A 16537-nucleotide genomic window follows, 5' to 3' on the forward strand; every position below is an offset into this window, starting at 1 on the left:
ATGGGGGTGATAAATATTATTAACAGGCTATCCACAAAGAACCCCATTAAGGCAGTTGATATTGACATTATTTTGATATTTGCTATTTTCTCAGCATATTTCGCTTCATTTTATATAACCAATGGCATAACAATGGGAAAAGACGGGGGAGCATTTTTGATAACAGATAAAGCCACAATCCTCTCAAAGTTTGTTTACACATGGGAAACTAATGTACACGGATTCTCCGCGTATTTTAATTTAATATCTGCTCCTTTTTACCTGTTTTTATCAGTGTTTGATAAATGGGGACTACACTTGAAGGCATTCGTATATTGGTGGATGATATTCTTTATGGCATTTGTTGGTGCATTTTTGCTTGTGTTAAGGATACTTGAATTATTTCAAGTAAGCTCCAAAAATGAGAAGATTGTAGCATTTCTATCCGCATTCATATACTTAATATCTCCAATTCCGGTCACATATCGGTGGGGTGACACGAACAACCAAGTTTTTAGCTATGCCATCTTCCCGTTAGCATTGTATATATTCGTTGATATGCTCTTTGAAAACAACGTAAGAAAAGCCCTAAGGAAGATATTAGCTTATAGTGTGATTATATCAATATTATCATTTGGATTTGTGAATATAACACTACTAGCAAATTTGGTCATAATGTTAAGTTTTATTCTTATATTAAATTATAGTAAGGTTAACAAAAGAAGTTTATTAATTAACGGGATAGTTTTTACACTACTAATGTCCTGGTTCATTTCAGGTATCATATCTACTTCTGCCCAAACTGTTTCGCTAGTTACAGGAAAAATTCAAAATACAGGAAAAATAGCATGGATATCAGCATATAAAAAGACAATAACTCTGTATTCTCCTCTCTTGTTTTATCCCACCAAGCTCTGGAATGGATTGTATGCCTATAATAATTATTATATCCAACCCCCAGTGTTTATTGTGTGGGCGCTGTTTGTAACTACTGTTCTTATAGTAAATTTGATCTCCTTAAAGGAATACAAAAGTAGAAGAAAATATACACTATTTTCTCTAATGTTCTTAACACTTGCTATATTCTTAACACTAATGCCTCTAGGAGTTTTTTCCCCAATTTATAACTTTTTAATATTTAAACTCTCTCCGTTCTGGGCATTTAGAAATACTTTTGATAAATTTAATTATCTCCTTCAGATTGCACTACTTCTCATTACAACAAATTTTATTTCATATATTTTCTCTAACGAGAATAGTCTAAAATTAAACAAACCACGTCACTTGAAATTTGCATTGCTCACAATATATATAACAAGCTTATTAATAGTTGGCAAGCCTCTTTTTTTAGGTATGACTGCATATGATTACGGAGGACACCCAGCAAAAGCAGTTATTCCTTTAGAATTCCTAGAGCTAAAACAGACTCTCGAACAACAATCTTTTGAGAGATCCAGCTGGATACTATACATCCCATTCTCAAGAGGGACTTGGATAAAGTCTACTTGGTACTATGGGCTAGACTACACAATATATCTACCTGGTAAAAATACCGGATGTGCCGCTAAAAAGTCTAATATTACAGATAAGCTCTTTGAACTATTGTCCTCCCCAGATTTTACCAAAAATGAAACAAAACAAATTGAGCTCCTCAACGCATTAATAATCGGAAATTATAAATATATTATAATTAGGAACGACATTAATTTATCTGCACAGGAAAGGATATCCGCTTCAGAAAGAGGAATATCAAATCAGCTATCTAATTTTTACTATTTCTCAAAAAAATATCGCCTCATGAAGACTAAAGCATTCGGAAATATGTATGTGGTGTATACTAATCCTTATGTTTTCGGTGAAATTTTTATAGCTAACAATATAGGTAGTTACCAATTTAATAAAACTGAGTATTCTATGATTAACCCCACTCTTTATACTGTAACCCTCAATTTAACAAAACCCTCAATGATTCTATTTGCCGAATCCTACGACCCGCTGTGGGAAGCTAGGGTTTACAAAGATGGTAAATTAGTGGAAAAAGTTTCTCCAGTTCCTGTCTATGGAGTAATCAACGGCTTCTGGGTCAACCAAACCGGAAATCTTGAAATAGTCTTAAGATACACTCCTCAAGACTGGTTCGAGAGGGGATTAATAATCTCCTTAACAACCTTCATCTTAAGCCTCTCCTACATCTTCTACGACTGGAGGAGAGAGAAGGGCGATAGGTGGGCTAAGAAATTGGAAGAGAAGTTCAGAAGGATAATTAGTAGAGTCAAGATAAAGGGGCATTAACCTCCTAACTAGGAAAAAAGCTTCCTTCAATTTTTTATTCTTTTTGTAATAGTTCTTTTATGGCTTTTTCAATTTTCCAGACCTCAATTAAACCTTCTTTGCCAATCTTTTCAAAGTGCTTATCGTTAGTTATGATAACAGCCCTGGTTTTGAGGCAGGTAGCGGCGTGAACAGCATCAGCAACTTGGTTTAGAGGGAAGTACTTCAAACACTTAAGAACTTCCTCCCTTGAGGGATTCACGATTTTAGTCCTTTTTCTTAGAAACTCGAAGAAATCCATTGCATTAAGTGCTTCGGCATACTTCTTATACTCAGCAAGGAGGACATCATTCCCAACAAGCTCATAATCCGAAGTAAGCAGATAAAGGAGCAGATCCGTTGTTTTTGTCCAGCCCTTTTTTACTGCAGCAATGAAAACGTTAGTATCAATCAGAAATCTTGTATTTTTCTTTGGCAACTCTATTCCCCTCTTCCTCTGTTTCCTTTTCTAGCTTGTCAATATCTACCTTCTTTGCCTTTGCTATGAGCTCTTGGAGCATCTGCTTCACATTAAAACGCTTTAATATTATTGTTTCATTGTCAATTTCTGTTACCAAGAACTCTTCCCCCTTCTTAATCTTCAGCTTTCTCCTAATATCTTTTGGGAGCAAAATCCTACCCTTTTCATCAACCCTAGTAATTCCCACTTTTCCCACCAATCCAACTTTTTGACAAACAGTATTTAAAGATTTCTCAAGTGATTACTGTTATAATAAGATCTATAAAATGTAACAAATTATTACTAATCAATAGTCTAGTGAATCTTTTCATCTTAGAATTTTTACATCTTATGACAAGGTGAAGCTTCTACGTTTGAGGTTAAGAAGGTTAATTCGAGAACTTAAGGAAGTTATTTATGTAACAACCATTAACTTTTTTAAGGATTGTTACATAAATAACAACCATGAAAAAGCTAATCAAATACATACTTTCCGAATTTGGTGGAAAAGTCGCGAGGAAGGAAGAAATAGAAGAGGTATGTGAAAGGTTTAAGGCAGATGTTGACAGAACAATAAACTTCATGATATCCTACGGATATCTCGTGAGGATTTTAAGAGGTCTCTACTATGTCAAAACTCTCGAAGAGTTCAAGCTCAAAAAGAGCATTGATACACTTAGGTTAATTTCTCTCGGCATGGATAAGCTAGGAATAGACTGGTATTTTGGTTTGTACACTGCTCTGAGGCTTAATGGAGTTACTCATGAATATTTCCCAACAATTTTCGTTTTGAGTGATGCTATCTACAGACCAAGACCAATAAACATTAATGGAGAAAATGTCAAATTCATTAAGCTCAAAAAGAGCCTTTTTGGATTTGGGGTAATTGAAAAAAATGGAATAAAATTTTCTGACCTTGAGAAAACGATACTCGACATAATCTACATCTCCAGATACAGGTCTGTTCCAGAGGAGAGAATTATTTCAGTGGTTGATGAATATAGGACTAAGATTAAAAAAAGAAAAATTGCGGAATATTTAAAGTTCTACCCAAAGAGTGTTAGAGAGGTTGCTAAAAATGCCGGAGTTGTCTGAGTTTGTCGAATTTGTGGTGGAGAAGTCCAATATTAGGAACTCTTCACTTGTAAAAAGGGACATTTTGATCCATAGAATCCTGAAGGATATCTTTTCTTCTTCTCTTAGGGATAGCTATTTGTTCAAAGGAGGAAGTTGTCTGGTTAAATGCTACTTAGGCTATTACCGTTTTAGCGTTGATCTTGACTTTACATGGAGAGATCAAAGCACATGGAAAAATCTTGGAAAAAAGAGGTTGAGAAAGGAGTTACTTAAGGAGACTGGGAAATTTGGCTCTGTTCTTGAATTAACTGCAAAAGAACTTGGTGTGGATTTCAAAAACGATGTTAAAAACAAAAATTACGTTGAATTTGGTGCTGGAAGCAGGATGGTAACATTTAAATTATGGGATGGGAATGAGCTCATAAAAGTTCAAGTTAATTTCGTTGAAAAGCTCTTTTTTGAGCCTAAACCTGTTATGGCAAGAACACTTATTGACAATGCTGAAATTACAGATGAGGAAATAGCTTATTTCAAAGACTTTCTAAAGTTCTATACTCCAGTAAAAGTTCTAGCTTACAGCAAAGAAGAGATTCTCTGTGAAAAAGTTAGGGCAATTCTTACAAGACGCACACAGAAACTTCGTGACTTTTATGATATTTTTATGCTTGAAAAGGAGGGATTAAGAGCAGAGGCGTTTAAGGACGAAATCATTAAGAAAACAAAAGAAGTGATGCGGTATAAAAAGTACAGGGAGAATCTTAACAGAAACGTAAAATATTTAAGCATTGAAGAAATCCTTGAAAATCCTTTTGAAAGAGAGATGTTCATTGTTAAACCACCATCAGAATTCTATCGGTTTCTTAATAGGTTTTCAGAGTTGCTAAAAGATATAGGGGAATGTATTTTACGACTGGAGGAGAGAGAAGGGCGATAGGTGGGCCAAGAGATTGGAAAGAAAAGCTAAAGAGTTCCTAGCCGTCTTAAAGCGTTAGCCCACTGGGGTTTAGTTTGATAGAGAGAAATGTTTTTATTTCCTCCAATCCATTTAATCTCAGTGATTACTATGCAAGAAATAGAAAAAGTTGTTTGGGGATTTCCTCTGTTCAAAACTTATGAGGAAAAGGAGAGGTTTTTCAAAGTGTTAGGTTTGCTGGTCTCTCATCAAATAACGTTTGAAAAAGCTGCCGAGCTTCTCAAGCTCGATAGGGAAAAGCTCGCATTTCTTTTAGACCTTCTCGAAATTGACTATTCATTCTTGGATGAAGAAGAAGCTAATTTAGAAAAAGAAGCCGTCAAAAAGCTCCTGGAGGAGCTAAAAAGTGAGAATAGTCTTTAACACCTCCCCATTAATCTTCCTAGAAAAGCTAAGATATCTCGACAAAGTCTTTGATATCTTTAGTGAGGTTATAATCCCAAAGGCAGTCTATGATGAAATTAGAGCAAAAAATGACGAATCCTCGAAGAAGATTGCTGAACTGATTAGCATGGGAAAAATTAAAGTTCTCCAAGTAACTGCAGAGGGGATTGTAGGTCTGCATAAAGGAGAAACCGAAGCAATAATCTTGGCGAAGAGGAATAAGTGTTGGGTTGCTTTGGATGATTTAAAAGCTAGGAAAGTTGCGAGAAGCGAAGGAGTTAAGGTAATCGGAACATTAGGCATTCTAAAGCTTTTAAAAGAATTAAACTTAGCCAAATTTGAGCCTGAAGACCTTTTTAAAGAGCTAACTCAAGTAGGTTTCAGAATTAAAAAAGAGCTGTTCTTTGAGATTTTCAAAGACTAACCTATCTCCTTATCCGTTTATTATTTTTGAATGCTAAACAACCTTCGTCTTGAGCATCTTCTACATCTTCTACGACTGGAGGAGAGAAAAAGGTGATAGGTGGGCCAGGAGATTGGTAAAGAAAAGCTAAGAAATTCCTGGATAAATTAAAGCAAAGAATCCGCTTCAAGAACTTAAGGAAGTTATTTATGTAATCAATATAAATTCCGATCTGATGTTCAAGCTTTAGGCTGAAACTATCGCCCTTTCAGGACTTCTCCTAAACTCTCTATTGGGGAGTAAAAGCCATTTTTAACCATCTCTCTTAGAATTCTATCCGCCTCTTCCAGTGTTAGAATGCCAGTTTTGACGCTCAATGCTAGAACACCAATTGTGCCAGAAACTTTAACTCCTAAAAGATACGCAGTCTTTCTGGCATCTAAATCATCACTAAGAAATATTCCCTTTCTATTTTTTGCCACTGCGATGCAGGAGGCTTCTCCTTTCCCTAAGCTCACACGAAGTTTTTCGTAAAGTCTAATTTCCTCATTTTCGAGTTCTACAACTTTAAAAGGAAGTTCAACCTTTGGCAAAATTCCTCTTTTGAGTCCGAGGTTGAATTCTTCCAGAACCTCCTTCGTTATTATAGAATCCCCTAGAACATCTTTTAATAATTCGAGCTTTCCAACCTTAGCAAAGTTTGATAGCACTGTATTATCAATCACAAACACTCCAGTGCCTCCACCTCTGCTATGGCATCTTCCTTGCTCAGCTTCCTAATGGGGATTCCCCTTTTATGGAATTCTTTAATTAACTCTTCTCTGGTAATCCCAAAAAGTTCTGCCGCTTTTCCCAAGCTGATTTTTCTGTCGAGGTAAGCACTAACTATGATTTCCCAAAATAACTCTTTATCTTTTTTTAGGAGCTTTATTATCCGATCTGGATTAAGTGCAGCAATCTTTTCGAACTCGCTTATCATCCAAAGCTCTTCCATTCTCTCACCGTTTGGATTTAATGAGTTTTAAGTATATTAACTTTTTTTCTTTTGAAAGCCTTGCCCTTCAGCGGAATATTTTTATACATGAGGCTTAAATGTTATAATGAGGGTGCACTCCCAGTAGGGAGTGTGCCCGTTATCTGATCTTATATTCTTGTACTTTCTATATTGTTTTATGAAGGGTTTGTTCTCCGGATAATTCAACTATTGCCGTTTATTATCTGAAAGCTTCGTCCTTCAGGGCGGGGAGGAGGTCAGCTCATCTACGACTGGAGGAGAGAGAAGGGCGATAAATGGGCCAGGAGATTAGAAGAGAAGTTCAAAAGAATAGTTAGCAGAGTCAAGATAAAGGGGCATTAACCCCTCAGATAGAAAATAGGAGAGTTTAAATTGTTGCAGTTAACGGAGGAAGCCCTTCATTTGTGCTCAAGAATTTCATGCTATCTTCTCTTCTTTTTCCTCTCTGCAAAACCTGGATAAAAACTGATACGACTATTTCTTTTTCTGTGATTCTAATCTCAGCATGAAGTTGTTGAATTCCTCTAGAAAGCAGGTAGGGGCTAATTTTAAACTTTTTAGAAGCATCTAGTATTTCAAATCCAATAACTGCTAATTCATCATTAATCTTGCCTAAATCTAAAATTATATCCCCTAACTGAACCGAGCTTTGGTATTTTCCTTCAGGGATTCTTACAAAGAGAGAATCCCCCAATGGATCATAATCGATTATCTTTACTTTATTTTTCATTTGTTTTCATCCTCCGTCTTTTTTCCTGCAAATATGCGGTTATCAGGGTTAAATACAGCTTGCTTTTAGCCTGCCTAGCCTTAATTACAATCACCAAATCCTTGTCATCAGATAGTGGATAGTAGAGGAGGAATTTCTCGCCAACTTCATCCTGCTGAATTATTCCCACAATCTTCTTTGGATTGTTAAACACTTCTCGTATCCACTCATGAGGTATGTTTCTCCCAGCCAGACGGTTTTGAAAATGAACAGTCTCTATGAACTCAATGTTCTTTGAGCGAATGAGCTTCATGAGCTGATAGCAGTCCATGTATCATCATTTAATTGTATGAGAGATGCCTTAAAAAAGATTATGGATAACGAAACTTCGCCTCATTGTTCTCTTCAAGTTGCTTCATTATGTTAAAATATTATTCTTCATTGGAAAAGAGAGAAGGGCGATAGGTGAGTTAAGCATTTGGGGAAGAAATTTAGAAAAATCGGAGAGGGAGCTAAGAATATTAATTAAATCATTTTAACCAAAACGGTTATATTTTAGTTAACTCCAATTAACTAGTGATAATAAACCAAATCTCGGCCTTTAGAGTGGGGAGGAGATAGATTTCCAGATAAAAATATTGCAGTCGAGTCGGTTATGGAAACAAAGGAATGAAGAGGTTAAGAAAAGGTTCCCAAGGAGTGGTTTATGCTGATAATCTGAGCTCTCTACGGAAGAGGTGACTCACAATGAAAAAGCTAATCGCTCTAATGTTCATCGCCATGCTCTTCACTTTCGCTTTAGCTCAAGAGGAGTGGCAGGGTAACGGGGTTAATATAGCGCACAACGGCACAGTTCTAAAAGCAACCTCCATGAGGGAGGGATTTAACACTCTAATCTCTCCACAAATCCCAATAAATACGACTCTAAAATACTCCTTCTCGATAAAAGGGGAAAATACCAACGGGGTTTTAGCGGAGATTGCTTATTTTAATGAAAATAAAACTTTCATATTTGCCAAGAACGTTACATTTATAGGAAAAGGCTCTTTTAAGTGGAAAAACATAGAGATAACAGCCACACCCTTTAAAGAAGCTAAATTCTCTTCTCTAGTGATTATAATAAACGGCACTGGGACGGTTTATTTAGACAACCTCACCATTAACGAGGTTAAAGCAATTGAAAAACCAAAGGTAGAGAGCACGACCCAAACTAAAACTGAGACACCAAAAAAGACCGAAACTATAACAACTTCTCAAGAAATCAAAAAAGAAACTTTGACAAATGAAACAGAAAACCTCCAAAAGCTTTTAATTGACGATGAAGACATTAAAATCGAAATCTTTCTGAACAAAACCTATCGCCCGGGAGACACAATTAGAGCAGACTTTTACATAACCAATAAAAAAGGAGTAATAAACGAAATAGATATAAAGCTTGAAGTTTACTACTTTGGAATTAAGGTTTTCTCCTATGAACATCCTTCATGGCGTGAATATAGCGAAGGAAAGACAATTCATATCTTCCAGGAGTCTAAGCTCCCGATAATAACTCCCCCTGGAAAGTACACCTTAAAGTTCTACATAACACCAGTGGGCAGAGAAACGAAGGAAATAAGCACATCAATAATCGTAAAGCCCAATGCAATGTGGTTTTTGTTCGTTATAACTGTGATAGCCCTCTTTTCGGGAATAGTGCTTCTAGTTAAAAAATACTGGAAGTGGATAGCTAAAACATACAAAGAATTTTCAATTGGACAAAAATTTGTGTTCTTCGCCATAATAGGGTTAATAATAGCGGCAGTTATCTTAGCGCTCGGAGCTGAAAACTACGCTAATGATGTTGCTATCGTGGTTTATTACCTCCTCGTTATTGGTGTTCTAAATGAATGGATTGAATATCTAGAGCCCAAATGGGATAGGAAAGATGTAAGGGGAGTAGTTAGTATTTACCTGCTCGCCTTCTTAATGTACTTGTCAAAAGACACCTTTACAGTTTATCCAGCAATAGCAATCTTTGTCCTCGGAACAATTATTGGAATATTAAAACTAAAACCAAAGGGCAAAAAATGAGAAAACATTGAGGAAATTGAGATAATAGGAGAAACAGGAGAAGGATTTATAATCTATGAAACAAAAGGTGAAAGGAATGGGGGATTTGTGGGTCTAATGATGGGAAAAACTAATAAGATTGTACACTAAGAGAAAGTTTTAAATCTCCTGAGAGTTCAATGACTACTGGTGGTGAGAGTGGAAGAGATTGAATATGTATATGGAAAAAATGGAAAGATTAAAGCTGTTATAGTCCCTATAGATCTCTGGGAGAAGATCAAAGCAAAGTTTTTTGATCCTTCTGAGTTTAGAGGAATATATAAAGATTTAAAGGTCGACTTCGAGAAGGAGCTCAGGGAGCTGAGGGAAGAATGGGAAAGGGATATTTAATCGATACAAACATTCTGATATACTACTTGGCTGATGCTATCCCAGAGGAAGAAATTAACAAAGTGGAGGAAATTCTTAAAACCCGGGGAAACAAATAAAACAGGGGTAAAACCAAATGGAAGATAAGAATAAATTAATCTTGCTCTGGTTCATCCTGATCTTTGTCCCTCTATTCGCCTTAAGACTCTTCCAAGATGAGATGCTGTATCTAAACATGTCCAGAAAAGTCCTCCAATTTGAATTTCTGCCTCGCTCTTCACTTGTATTTATCTTAACTTCCCCATTTATGGCATTTAACAATGTTAATTTGAGAGTTTTCCTCCCAAGGATTACAACATCATTAATAACTCTCTTGGACTTGATTCTAATTTACAACATAGCCAAAAGGTATTATGGAAAAAAAGCCGGGTTCTTAAGCTCTCTAATGTTCTTATTCTCATTTGTTGCTTTAAGGTATGGTGCAAGATACACTTTAGAGCCTTGGGGAACTTTTTTTGCATTGTTGGCAGTCTATTATCTTGATACAAAGCCCATGTACTCAGCGGTTTCAATGGGTTTAGCATTTTGGGCTAGGGAGCAGTGGGTAGTTGTGTATCCCTTTTATCTCATCTTTGCAAAAATCAAAAAAGATCATAGAACTTTCATTAGAATATTGCTCGTGTCTTCAGTAGTTGTAGCTTTGAATTTCCTATTTATTTTCTATGTGAGTGAATTCTATGGAGGTATTCATAAAGCTAGCGTTGTTTCGTATCCGTCGAAAACTCTTTCATCATACATCTCGTTTATTCCGTCCTTACTGAGGGACTGGGTAGAGTTTGTGATAGCTTTTCCATTAGCTACAATTGGTTTTATTTATGCCCTAATAAAAGACAGAAAAAACTCCACGCTTTGGGTTATTATTCCATCAGTTTTGGTTTTAAATGGATTGCCAGGATTTATCCTAAACGGCCCCTTTGAGCGCTATACATTTGGGCCTTTGGCTTTGATGAGCATCCTCTCTGGCTATGGAATAATCCAGCTTTATGAAGACCTAAAGCCCAAAATTAAGCTTTTGAACATTTTAACAATAGAAAAATGGGTCGCTTTATTTTTAATTGCCCAATTTATCTTTTTTAACGTCGCTGTTCTAAAGCTCAGCGATATAAGGGCAAAAGGAATCCAAGACTACGGCTATTGGCACGATAGGGAAGTTTTCAAAATTTTGGAAGAAAATGCTAATCCAAATGAATTTTTCGTAGGAACCCCCCATCCAGCTTTCCTTGGTTTTAAAAATTGGAAGTGGGCGGATAGAAATATACAAAAAGCCATAGAGCTCAATCCAGACTGGTTGATAACATTCGAAAGCTGGGTGAATTTTAGAGAAAACCCACACGAGATTGATGAGCTGGAGATCTATTCCATAGGGCCCTACTTAGTAATTCACGCCAAGGAAAAAGGCGCCATAAAAAAGTACGTCGTTTCAAGTGATTTGAAGCTCTGGAAATTTAGGAAATGAAGCGTTTAATTGTTTTTCTCCCAGTTATCCCCATTTTTCTTCTCGTCTTTTCATCCCTTAGCAAAAATAAAATCTTTTCTGCTAAGTCTTTTTCGTCCAATTTAGCTGGGAGTCCGCTCTTTTTTTCTTCAACAATTACTGGAAATTCTCCCACTCTACTGACTATGACTGGAGTTCCTAAGGCTAAAGCCTCCAAAATAACAATTCCAAAAGCTTCACTTTTGGAGGAAGGCAGGACTAAGATCTTAGCCGTTCTATAGCTCTCTATTAACTCTTTTTTGCTCACATGTCCAAGGAATTCGACGTTTTTCTCGAGATTTAGGTCTTTGGCCAATCTTTTATAATAATCTTCTAGATCCCCACTACCAATTACAATAAGTTTAACGTCAGGAATTTCTCTTTTAACTAAAACTAACGCCTTTAACAATAATTCTAGATTCTTCCACCTGTGGAATTTTCCCAATTGTCCTACGAAAAGAATAACATTTCCTTTTCCTTTGAAATCTGGCTCAGCGAGGAGAAAATCTTCACCAACTTTTGGATATTTTACTTTCGAATAAAATCCTTTTTTCCACAGAATCCCTTGAACGTAGCGAGAAACTGAAATGATTTTGGTGTTTTCCAGCGTTATCCTTTCAATTGTTCTTTCATAAAGCTCAGCGAGAAGGTCAACCCAAGAGCCCTTCTTTAGCTCTCCAGTATGATAAACAATTATTATAGGCTTTTTCAAGAGCCTGGCAACTAAGGAAGCTACATCTGCAAAAAATGGAACTGGGGTGTGGGCAATTATAAGATCAAAATTTTTTCTTTTCATCATTGCTAAAAGCTCAAAAGGCAGGAAAAATCTAATTGGTGTGTTTGAAAGAATGAAGTTTGGCTTTTTTCTTAAGATTTTAATCTTGCCAATTTTCTCATCTCTGCTTTCTCTCTTTGTTGAGCATATAACAACTACTTCATTCTCTTTACTCAGCTCTTTTGCCATTTCATAGGCATATCTCTCTAACCCACCTCCTTCTGGATAAAAGTAAGGGGAAACCATTAAAATCCTCACTCAAAGCCCTCCTTCAGCATTAGAGAGCTTATGAAGAATGAGAAAAATATCAGCTGAATGCTTAACGCTATCAGCGTCAATACTATTATAGCCGATCTTATTTCAAACAGCTCCCCATATCCTGCTGCCCTCCACTTCAAGAATATCCTAACACCCAAGACTAAACCCACTATAAACAAAATTCCACCGAGCATAAGCCCCTCCTCTAAAATTGAGTACCTCATGAAAAATTTCGTTATTCTGTCTGGTCTATCCAGCCCTTCCTTAACGGCATAAACTTTCCCTGAAATCCCGAAGTTTATTACTTGAAAGCCCACTATAGTCAAGAGACTCCCCAGAATCATAGTGTGCATTCTTAGAGGATTCGTGTTGTAGGCATAAGCCAAGAGACCAAAGCCAATAATTATTAAAAATAAACCAGGGAGCAGGAACAGGTATGAGGGTGAATAGAGGAGCATTAGCCTTAAATGCCTCCACCCATCTCTGAACGAGTGAAGCTTTGATTCACCAATTCTCGGATAATAAGTTATGGGCACTTCCTTAATTCTCAAACCTGCTTTCGCTGCTTCTATTACCATTTCGCTTGCAAACTCCATTCCACGACATTTCAGGGGGAGCTTTTGTAGTGCTTCCCTTGTTATTGCTCTGAAACCGCAGTGAGCGTCTGAAATCCCTATTCTGAAAAAGAGGTTTAATGTTTTTGTCAAAAGAGGATTCCCAATATAGCGATGTAACCAGGGCATTGCTCCAGGCTTAATGTCCCCTTTCAACCTTGTCCCAATGACAAAATCTGCTTCTCCTCTTATTAATGGCTCCAAAAACTTTGGAATCTCATCTGGACCATAACTCCCATCTGGATCCATCATTACAATATACTTTCCTTTTGCAATATTAAATCCCTCAAGATATGCATCACCGTAGCCTTTCCTTTCCTGTTTGATAACCTTTGCGCCTAAGCTCCTTGCGATTTCGGGTGTTTTGTCGCTGCTCTTATCTACTACTATAATCTCATAGGAGAGCCTCAGTTGATCCAACGTTTCCTTAATCTGCGGTATAATCTTGGCTATTGCCTCTTCCTCATTCATAGTAGGCAAAATCACTGAAACTTCAACACCCATTTAGGACCCTCTCATAGAACTTTTCTGTTAGTTCAGCTATGTTCTCCCAATCGTATCGTTTAGCGTTTTTCACGCAATTTCTTTTAAATTTTTTTCCGCTAAAGAGCGAAATTTCTATGTATTCTGCTAAAGAGCTTGGGGTAGGCGATGAAATAAACCCGTTATATCCGTGAATTATTAAGTCCTTAGATGCATTCATGGGATAATTGAGAGTTATTACGGGAAGTCCAGAGGCGTTCGCCTCTAAAACGACTATCCCAAAGCCTTCACGTTTGGAAGGGAGGACAAAAACTTTTGAAGATTTTAGATAAGATATGACTTCTTCGTAGTCTCTAAGAAAGCCGAGGAATTTCACATTTTGAGATAGCTTCAGCACTGATGCCAAACTTATCAGTCTCTCTTTTTCTGGGCCTTCACCAATAATTAAAACTTTCAAATCAGGAACGTTATTTTTTACTATTTCCACAGCTCTTAGAAGCAAATCAACGTTTTTCTCTTTTATTAACCTTCCAACGAAGATTACGTCATATTCTTCATCTTTTCCACTTACTTTTTGTATTCTCTTGAAATCAATCCCATTCGGAATAAATTCACTCGTCACGCCAAGAGAATGCAGTCTCTTCTGAGTTAACCTAGAGACGGAAACATTGTTTTTTGTCAATTTACTTATTACTTCTTCTATTTGGAGCCCAAATATTCCTAAGTCTCCTAAGTATTCCTTCCAGTATTCTCTCCAAACTTCATGCCACGTTATTACTAAGGGGGTATTCTTTATGATCGAATGAAACTTGGCCGAAAAACAAGAGAGGTAAGGAAATTGTTGGCAGTCTATAATATCGTATTCACCTTTAAATTTCAGCAAAAGCTTTGATGCAAAGTAAAGTGCCTCCTTTATTGATCTTTTTCCACCCTTATAGAGGTTCTTACCTTTCCCTACTCCATGGAACTTTATATCCCCTAAGTTTCCTTCTCCCCATTGGAGGCCAAACCAGTGAACCTCATGTTTTTTAGCTAGTCTACTCCCTATTTCATAAATCCTTTTTTCAACTCCTCCTTTGATCCAGGGATAAACAGCATCATAAATATAGGCAATTTTCATTTCTCACCACTCGAAACTTTGAATATCTTGAGTATGCCTCCATCAGAGTAGACGGGAGTTGACTCATTTGTAAACATGAGCTTAGCTAATGTTGTGTTAAATGCTTTTTCGTTCATTAGAACGGCATACCCATAGTTCAAATTTATATAGACTATTGCATTTGTCTGCATTACTGATTCTTTGAGCTTAACCTTTGTTATCTCTTTGCCTCTCTCAATCCACACCTCATTCGGCGTAAAGACTAATCTTGGTGTCGTAACTTTTACTTCCCACCTTTCTCCAGGTTTAGCCAAAATGTTATACTCAGCCCTAGAGAATAAGAGTGCCCCAACGGAGCTTTTTAAGGGTAGGAGAATTATGAAATAATCCTCGCTCTTCACATTTGCAGTTTCTAATATTGCCCCAAACTTATTAATGAGATCTAAATTGACAATGACATATTTGACATTCCTTTTTTGTAGTTCTTCCTCAGGTAATAGTCCCAAATAGTACTTCGCCACATACCAAGCGTTCCCCTGCCCGTAAACGCTATCAGAAATTGTTGGTCTCTCTGCATAGTATTGAACAAAGCCTCCATAGTCCCACCAAGTTAAAACAACGTCATTTTCGTTTGAATTGTCTTTTAAATAGAGAAGAGCGTTCTCCCAGTATTTATTCATAAAGGGTTTGGTATTTCTAACTGAGTTAAACGACAAGTATCCCATAGATGAAAAAATCAAGAGAATTAGAAAGAAGGATATGACCTGCTTTTTTGAAGTTTTTTCTTCGATAAGGTTAATTAATTCTGCCAATCCTAATCCTCCCATAAAAGCCAAAGCTAAGGATGACAAAAACATAAATCTCACTGCATTTGAGAGCAGGTATAGACTTGGTACTATCCAACCTAAGCTTATAAGAGCAAAATTGTCCTTTTTTTGAAGTTTCAATGCATAAAGTGGAGATATTATTAATGCCAAACTAAAGGCACTCCACAGATCAGAGAACCCAGGTCTTTGAAGCTCCATGATGGTTCCATAAAGTCCCTCTTTACTTAAATATCCAAAACCCTTCAGAAACACATTAAGCTCTTTTCCAAAAAATTTTGTCCCTACTATAATACCAAATAAGCCCAAAAATGAGAGGATAATAACTTTTTGCTTGGAATCTAATTCTAGCTTAAGGAGGAGGAAAAGTGCTAGGACTGCCAAGATTGATGGGAAGAGGAAATACTTTAAAAAGATAATTGGAAAATTAGTATAAAATGCACTCCAATGAGGGCCTGAGATTAGTTTGGCTATTATTGAACCAATTAGAATGGAACCCAGGAGAAGTAAAGATACTATAAGATCCTGTTTTTTCTCAGTTAAGAAGCCTTTAATCGCAAGCATGATTGATATTCCTAATGTAAATATGAACAACGTTTGGTAGCCCCACCAGAAAAATGCCGATAGTCCTAAAATTAATCCGAGTGCAAGGAAATATCCATAAAATTTAACTGTCTTTTCTTTGCTTTTGAATGCAAGAGAAAGCAAAAAGAGAGCGATAGAAAATAGGAACAGGATATAGTTATCGCCCCTGTAGTAGTTTGCCATTGACCTATGGACGTGTCCATACATCAGCGAAAGAAACATTGCAGAAAAAAACGCTTCTTTTCTTCCATATATATTTAGCATAGCTAGATAAAAGAATAGTATTGTTGAAATTCCAAAAATTATTGGGATTATTCTAAAGGTATCATATAAGGAGACCCCAAAAATGCTCAGAAATTTATACAGACAAATAGGAATATAGTAGAGTCCTAAAGGTTCCGTTATCTTTGCGCCATATGGAGCATTTGATAGAGGGTAAACTAAATCATGGACATTGTTTCTAATTATCTCTCTCACAACGGATACGTGTACGTATGGATCAAATCCGAAGAGATATTTGTATTTAAAGAGAGGGTATATCCTAAAGACCAGTGCAATTAAAAGTATGATGATTATAGCGCGCTTAGAGGAGCTTACCTTCTCTCCCAAAAGTTTACACCCCCAACTATTATACACA

The 16537-nt window shown here is 36.6% G+C and carries 18 protein-coding genes; 8 read left to right on the forward strand and 10 right to left on the reverse strand.

All coding sequences use genetic code 11. The annotated features are described in order from the left end of the window. Positions 1-2271 (forward strand): hypothetical protein, encoded by a 2271-nt coding sequence (locus E3E24_RS07305; RefSeq protein ID WP_167915801.1) that lies wholly within the window; start codon positions 1-3, stop codon positions 2269-2271. A 34-nt stretch (positions 2272-2305) separates the two neighbouring features. On the opposite strand, the gene E3E24_RS07310 is transcribed toward E3E24_RS07305, so the two are convergent. Together E3E24_RS07310 and E3E24_RS07315 are read right to left on the reverse strand one after the other, a co-directional pair. Beyond that, complete coding sequence (locus tag E3E24_RS07310) at positions 2306-2728, reverse strand: PIN domain-containing protein (RefSeq protein WP_167885079.1); 423 nt, start codon at positions 2726-2728, stop codon at positions 2306-2308. Then, positions 2697-2966 (reverse strand): AbrB/MazE/SpoVT family DNA-binding domain-containing protein, encoded by a 270-nt coding sequence (locus tag E3E24_RS07315; protein WP_370520471.1) that lies wholly within the window; start codon positions 2964-2966, stop codon positions 2697-2699. Before E3E24_RS07315 ends, E3E24_RS07310 begins: the two co-directional genes overlap by 32 nt. A gap of 248 nt (positions 2967-3214) precedes the next feature. Between E3E24_RS07315 and E3E24_RS07320 the strand changes: the two genes are divergently transcribed. From E3E24_RS07320 to E3E24_RS07335, 4 genes are all read left to right on the forward strand, one after another. After that, a complete protein-coding gene (locus tag E3E24_RS07320) occupies positions 3215-3844 on the forward strand; it encodes a hypothetical protein (protein WP_167915802.1) in 630 nt (209 codons plus the stop codon). Further along, positions 3807-4760, forward strand: coding sequence for a nucleotidyl transferase AbiEii/AbiGii toxin family protein (locus E3E24_RS07325; protein WP_167915803.1), 954 nt, complete (start codon positions 3807-3809; stop codon positions 4758-4760). The genes E3E24_RS07320 and E3E24_RS07325 overlap by 38 nt, the downstream gene beginning before the upstream one ends. A gap of 129 nt (positions 4761-4889) precedes the next feature. After that, positions 4890-5162 carry a hypothetical protein gene (locus E3E24_RS07330; protein ID WP_004070062.1) on the forward strand — a complete coding sequence of 91 codons (273 nt, stop codon included), beginning with the start codon at positions 4890-4892 and terminating at the stop codon, positions 5160-5162. Continuing rightward, positions 5146-5607: a DUF3368 domain-containing protein gene (locus E3E24_RS07335; protein ID WP_167915804.1), complete on the forward strand. Its 462-nt coding sequence runs from the start codon at positions 5146-5148 to the stop codon at positions 5605-5607. Before E3E24_RS07330 ends, E3E24_RS07335 begins: the two co-directional genes overlap by 17 nt. A 236-nt stretch (positions 5608-5843) precedes the next feature. On the opposite strand, the gene E3E24_RS07340 is transcribed toward E3E24_RS07335, so the two are convergent. The 4 genes from E3E24_RS07340 to E3E24_RS07355 all read right to left on the reverse strand — a co-directional run bounded on the left by E3E24_RS07340 (position 5844) and on the right by E3E24_RS07355 (position 7641). Then, the gene (locus tag E3E24_RS07340; RefSeq protein ID WP_167915805.1) at positions 5844-6317 is read right to left on the reverse strand and encodes a DUF3368 domain-containing protein; all 474 of its coding nucleotides are present in this window, start codon (positions 6315-6317) and stop codon (positions 5844-5846) included. After that, positions 6308-6580, reverse strand: coding sequence for a UPF0175 family protein (locus tag E3E24_RS07345; protein WP_167915806.1), 273 nt, complete (start codon positions 6578-6580; stop codon positions 6308-6310). Before E3E24_RS07345 ends, E3E24_RS07340 begins: the two co-directional genes overlap by 10 nt. 388 nt (positions 6581-6968) lie before the next feature. Next, positions 6969-7331, reverse strand: coding sequence for a DUF2283 domain-containing protein (locus E3E24_RS07350; protein ID WP_167915807.1), 363 nt, complete (start codon positions 7329-7331; stop codon positions 6969-6971). Continuing rightward, on the reverse strand, positions 7321-7641 hold the full coding sequence (locus E3E24_RS07355) for a DUF4258 domain-containing protein (RefSeq protein WP_167915808.1): 321 nt from the start codon (positions 7639-7641) through the stop codon (positions 7321-7323). The genes E3E24_RS07350 and E3E24_RS07355 overlap by 11 nt, the downstream gene beginning before the upstream one ends. 416 nt (positions 7642-8057) lie before the next feature. Here E3E24_RS07355 and E3E24_RS07360 point away from each other — a divergent pair, with 416 nt between their 5' ends. The 3 genes from E3E24_RS07360 (at position 8058) to E3E24_RS07370 (ending at position 11244) form a co-directional block, all read left to right on the forward strand. Continuing rightward, positions 8058-9380 (forward strand): hypothetical protein, encoded by a 1323-nt coding sequence (locus tag E3E24_RS07360; protein ID WP_240912551.1) that lies wholly within the window; start codon positions 8058-8060, stop codon positions 9378-9380. 177 nt (positions 9381-9557) lie between these two features. Beyond that, positions 9558-9749 (forward strand): hypothetical protein, encoded by a 192-nt coding sequence (locus E3E24_RS07365; RefSeq protein ID WP_167915809.1) that lies wholly within the window; start codon positions 9558-9560, stop codon positions 9747-9749. A 115-nt stretch (positions 9750-9864) separates the two neighbouring features. Next, complete coding sequence (locus tag E3E24_RS07370) at positions 9865-11244, forward strand: glycosyltransferase family 39 protein (RefSeq protein WP_167915810.1); 1380 nt, start codon at positions 9865-9867, stop codon at positions 11242-11244. On the opposite strand, the gene E3E24_RS07375 is transcribed toward E3E24_RS07370, so the two are convergent. From E3E24_RS07375 to E3E24_RS07390, 4 genes are read right to left on the reverse strand one after another with little or no spacing between them, the layout of a single operon-like run. Beyond that, positions 11234-12295, reverse strand: coding sequence for a glycosyltransferase family 4 protein (locus E3E24_RS07375; protein WP_167915811.1), 1062 nt, complete (start codon positions 12293-12295; stop codon positions 11234-11236). The two genes, E3E24_RS07370 and E3E24_RS07375, sit on opposite strands and share 11 nt — an antisense overlap. Next, positions 12292-13413: a glycosyltransferase family 2 protein gene (locus tag E3E24_RS07380; RefSeq protein ID WP_167885086.1), complete on the reverse strand. Its 1122-nt coding sequence runs from the start codon at positions 13411-13413 to the stop codon at positions 12292-12294. Before E3E24_RS07380 ends, E3E24_RS07375 begins: the two co-directional genes overlap by 4 nt. Beyond that, positions 13403-14512 (reverse strand): glycosyltransferase family 4 protein, encoded by a 1110-nt coding sequence (locus tag E3E24_RS07385; protein WP_167885087.1) that lies wholly within the window; start codon positions 14510-14512, stop codon positions 13403-13405. The genes E3E24_RS07380 and E3E24_RS07385 overlap by 11 nt, the downstream gene beginning before the upstream one ends. Beyond that, a complete protein-coding gene (locus tag E3E24_RS07390) occupies positions 14509-16509 on the reverse strand; it encodes an STT3 domain-containing protein (RefSeq protein ID WP_167915812.1) in 2001 nt (666 codons plus the stop codon). Before E3E24_RS07390 ends, E3E24_RS07385 begins: the two co-directional genes overlap by 4 nt. Between the last annotated feature and the right edge of the window lie 28 nt (positions 16510-16537).

The sequence above is a fragment of the Thermococcus sp. LS2 genome (assembly GCF_012027375.1).
Taxonomy (GTDB): domain Archaea; phylum Methanobacteriota_B; class Thermococci; order Thermococcales; family Thermococcaceae; genus Thermococcus_B.